This is a genomic window from Natrinema soli, from assembly GCF_028618695.1.
The window spans coordinates 1-4,082 of sequence record NZ_JAQIVI010000128.1 but is presented as its reverse complement, the minus strand read 5'-3'; the positions used below and the strand labels follow the sequence as shown (position 1 = coordinate 4,082).

3 protein-coding genes are annotated in these 4,082 nt (G+C 66.1%); 1 reads left to right on the top strand and 2 read right to left on the bottom strand.

What is annotated here, in order from left to right; all coding sequences use genetic code 11:
• Both PGX04_RS08600 and PGX04_RS08595 read right to left on the bottom strand, forming a co-directional pair.
• Positions 1-532 (bottom strand): hypothetical protein (locus tag PGX04_RS08600; protein WP_273738125.1); only part of this gene is annotated, 532 nt, incomplete at its 3' end.
• Positions 529-1,185 (bottom strand): hypothetical protein, encoded by a 657-nt coding sequence (locus tag PGX04_RS08595; protein ID WP_273738124.1) that lies wholly within the window; start codon positions 1,183-1,185, stop codon positions 529-531. The genes PGX04_RS08595 and PGX04_RS08600, both read right to left, overlap by 4 nt.
• Before the next feature lie 354 nt (positions 1,186-1,539).
• Here PGX04_RS08595 and alaS point away from each other — a divergent pair.
• On the top strand, positions 1,540-4,082 hold a 2,543-nt coding region (gene alaS, locus PGX04_RS08590; protein ID WP_273738123.1), incomplete at its 3' end, for an alanine--tRNA ligase.

Genomic DNA, 4,082 nt, shown 5'->3' with positions numbered 1-4,082 from the left:
CGCCGACGGCGGCGACGGTCGCGATCGCGGTGACGAACAGCAACCGATCCTCGTCGACGTCGGCCCGCCAGAATCGAGCGGACCCCACCTGCCGAACGTCGGTGGAGAGGAGCGCGAGCGTCGCTGCACTCGCGCCGACCGTCAATGCGACCGCGAGATCGAGATCGAGCACGTACCCACCGGCCACGGTGTCGCCGACGGCGACCGGGACGAGAGGGAGGCCGAACGACAGCAGTGGACCGCCGTTCCAGACCGCGTAGCACAACGGCGCGAGCAGCATCGTCGCCGTCACCAGCGCGATGACGAGCAGGCTGAGCGTATCCAGCCCGAACGTCAGCGGCGTGCGAAGGGCGTTGCCGATCGGCACTTTCGTTCCAACGTAGCTGGCGAGAAACGTCGCGATGAGCCCCAGTAGAGAGGCTCCCGCGAGCGCCGTCCGTCGCGGCTCGAGACCGAGCAGGGGGTGCCTGAGGGCAGTACTAACGGCCGCCCGCACCTCGAGCGATCGGTGGTCGTCCGTCTCGGTACTCATGGGTCCTCCGCGATGACCGTCGCGACCCCGTCGTGGTCGGGTTCCTTCGCGTTCGTCAGATCGATCGCACTGGGGGAGACCCGCCAGCCGGCTCCGTCGAAGATCGCTTCGATCGTGTCTCGGCCCCGCTGGTAGGAGGGGACCCCGTGCGTCGGCCGAGCGGGCGAATCCTCGTGGGCCTGCATCGAGACGACGCCTTCGAACGACCAGCACCGAACGTGACGCCGACCGTTGACGCCGTAGTAGGACTGGGCGGCCGTGGCCTGCTGGCGCACATACGACTCGGTCTCCCGATCCCAGGCGAACCGCGTGTATTCCTCGGGGCTGCGTATCCACCCTTCCTCGTCGAGGACGGACATGACGGTCTCGAGGCCGCGCTCGCCGTCGGCTTCGGGGAGCACGACGACGTTGAACGGAGCGGTCGCGCGGAACCCGTCGCTCGTCGGTTCGTAGTGGTAGCGACCGATCGGCGCGTCGTCTTCATCGGTGATCGGTTCGTCGATCCAGTCGGCGACCGCCGCGGGGGGCTCGGCGGCCTCGACCGTCCCCGTCGGATCCGTCGCGTCGGGCGGCGACGGGAGGAGGGTGATACCGGCGACCGTTCCGACGGCGGACAGGCCGGCTTTCCGGAGGAGGGACCGTCTGGTCGCCATCGTCAGTAGTCTCCCTCGTTCGCGAATCCGTGTGTGTCACCGGGGTAAGTCGGACCCACCCGATCCGTCCCACCGGATCGCGTCGCCAGAACACCCCTTCGATTTCGCTCGCGATTCGCCATTACCGACACGTTCCACTGGCGGACATTTATCAATTACTTATCTGAACTGCGGATGATATTGTGACTACCGTGGGTTAACAAACGCTGCAGGAGTATCGGCCGGCCGGCTCGATTACGGCGGTGCCGCGGGGGGTCCGGTCCGCACGAAGACCGATCGCCGCTGTCGCGACCGATCGCGTCGTGACACCGGTTGCGGAACTGTTTTACGCGCTGCAGGGCCAATAGACGCGTAATGAGCGAACTGGCGGACGAATATCGCCTCGAGTACTTCGAGGAGGAAGGGTTCGAGCGCAAGGAGTGTCCGGAGTGTGGCGCTCACTTCTGGACGCGCGACGAGAGCAGGGTGACCTGCGGTGAGCCGCCCTGCGAGGAGTACGGCTTCATCGACAACTCGGGATTCGACGAGTCGTACGATCTGTCGGAGATGCGCGAGGCCTTTCTCTCCTTCTTCGAGGCCAACGAGCACGAGCGAATCGATCCCTACCCGGTCGCGGCGAACCGCTGGCGCGACGACGTCCTGTTGACGCAAGCGTCGATTTACGACTTCCAGCCGCTGGTGACGAGCGGCGAGACGCCGCCGCCGGCGAACCCCCTCTGTGTCTCCCAGCCCTGTATCCGGATGCAGGACATCGACAACGTCGGCAAGACGGGGCGGCACACGATGGCCTTCGAGATGATGGCCCACCACGCGTTCAACACGCGCGAGGACGTCGCGGAAGACGAGTACGCCTATTACGGCGAGGTCTACTGGAAGGACCGCACCGTCGAACTCTGCGACGGCTTCTTCGAATCGATGGGCGTCGATCTCGAGGAGGTAATCTACATCGAAGATCCGTGGGTCGGCGGCGGCAACGCCGGGCCCGCCATCGAGGTCATCTACCGCGGCGTCGAACTCGCCACGCTGGTCTTCATGTCGATGGAGCAAGATCCCGACGGCGAGTACGAGATGAAAGACGGGAACCGCTACAGCCCAATGGACACCTACATCGTCGATACCGGCTACGGGCTCGAGCGCTGGACGTGGGTCTCCCAGGGTACCCCGACGGTCTACGAGGCGGTCTACCCCGATATGATCGCGTTCCTCAAAGAGAACGCCGGCATCGAGCACACCGAGGAGCAGGAGGAACTGATCCACCGGACGGCCAAGCTCGCGGGTCACATGGATATCGACGAGGCCGAGGACATGGAGACCGCCCGCGGCGAGATCGCCGCCGAACTCGACGTCGACGCCGCGGAACTCGAGGAACTCATGGAGCCCCTCGAGGACATCTACGCGATCGCCGACCACTGCCGCACGCTGGCCTACATGCTGGGCGACGGCATCGTTCCCTCGAACGTCGGCACCGGCTACCTCGCGCGGATGGTGCTCCGGCGAACCAAACGGCTCTGTGACACGGTCGGCGTCGACGCGCCGCTGGACGAGCTCGTCGACATGCAGGCCGAGCGCCTCGCATACGAGAACCGCGATACGATCCGCGACATCGTCCGCACCGAGGTCGAGAAGTACCGCGAGACCCTCGAGCGGGGCGGTCGCCGGGTCGAAACGCTCGCCGAGGAGTACGCCAAGAAGGGCGAGCCGATCCCGACCGAGGAACTGATCGAACTCTACGACTCCCACGGGATCCAACCGGACATGGTCGCGGAGATCGCCGAGGAAACGGGCGCAGCGGTCGACGTTCCCGACGACTTCTACAGCCTCGTCGCGAAGCGCCACGACACGCCCGAGGCGGTCGCGGTCGCCGAGGAGGGCGAAAACGAGCGCTTCGAGGATCTCCCCGCGACGGAGAAACTCTACTACGACGACCAGGAGCGCACCCAGTTCGAGGCGGTCGTCCTGGACGTCTTCGAGCGCGAGGAGGGCTACGACATCGTCCTCGATCAGACGATGTTCTACCCCGAGGGCGGTGGTCAGCCCGCGGACACGGGAACGCTTTCGACCGACGACACCTCCGTGGAGATCGAGGACGTCCAGATCGTCGACGGCGTCATCCTTCATCGGGCCGACGAGGACCCCGGGAAGGGCGAACTGGTCAACGGCCAGGTCGACGGTGAGCGTCGCCGACAGCTCATGCGACACCACACCGCGACCCACATCGTCATTCACGCCGCACGGCAGGTGCTCGGCGAGCACATCCGACAGGCCGGTGCGCAGAAGGGCGTCGAGAGCTCGCGGATCGACGTTCGCCACTACGATCGAATCGACCGCGAGACCGTCAAACGGATCGAGAATCGCGCCAACGAGATCGTGATGGACAACACCGCCGTCTCTCAGGAGTGGCCCGACCGCCACGACGCGGAGGCCGAATACGGCTTCGACCTCTACCAGGGCGGTATCCCGCCGGGCGAGCAGATTCGGCTGATCCACGTCGACGAGGATACCCAGGCCTGCGGTGGCACGCACGTCGCCCGGACCGGCGACATCGGGACGATCAAGATCCTCAACACCGAGCGCGTCCAAGACGGCGTCGAGCGGATCACCTTCGCGGCCGGCGAAGCCGCCATCGCGGCCACCCAGGCAAAAGAGGACGCGCTCTACGCGGCCGCCGAGATCCTCGATGTCTCTCCCGCGGACGTGCCCGAAACCGCCGAACGGTTCTTCGAGGAGTGGAAGGGACGGGGCAAGCAGATCGAGGACCTGAAAGAACAGCTCGCCGAAGCCCGAGCCGGCGGCGGTGGCGGCGGCGAGGAAGTCGACGTCGGCGACACGACAGCCGTCGTCGACCGCATCGACGCCGACATGGACGAACTCCGCGCGACCGCCAACGCCCTCGTCGA